The following is a 513-nucleotide window of genomic DNA, read 5'->3' on the forward strand; positions in this document are numbered from 1 at the left end:
GAGGCGGCATTATAGAGAGTTCGATATAGAGCACAAGAGCTTTTTTAAATAAAAGTTTTGTTCGCCTAAAAAGCCACCACATCCGCATTTTTCGAATAAAAACTAAACATTTGAGACGTATCACAGCAATACATTGGCAAAATGGAAGCCATGAACGTAAGATTCATGTGTCTATTTTGTTAATGGTAGATGCGTATATTTCGTTTATTAATATGTAGTATTCCGATATGAACTCAAAAAAATCGATGTTGTTAATTGTCGCGCTAGCTGTATTGGGCGGCATTGTTTTCTCTCAGGTAGATATATCGCCTGCAATTACCTTTATCCTTGGTGTCTTGGCTTCCGCTTTTGTTGTTAATTTTTCAAGCACCAACTCAAAATCAGAGTCAGAACCTAAGGCTTCAACAAAAACACTTTATGTGGGTAACCTTCCATACAAAGCGAATGAATCACATGTACGTGAATTGTTCTCTGAATATGGTGAAGTATTTGCTGTACGTTTAATGAAAGACA

1 pseudogene is annotated in these 513 nt (G+C 36.5%); it reads left to right on the top strand.

Going from position 1 to position 513, the window contains the following annotated elements:
- Positions 1-227 precede the first annotated feature (227 nt).
- Positions 228-513, top strand: a pseudogene (locus tag AB4653_RS27420) (RNA-binding protein); the annotation flags it as partial.

This window comes from Vibrio sp. 10N.222.48.A3 (genome assembly GCF_041475345.1).
In the GTDB taxonomy this organism is placed as follows: Bacteria; Pseudomonadota; Gammaproteobacteria; order Enterobacterales; family Vibrionaceae; genus Vibrio; species Vibrio tasmaniensis_A.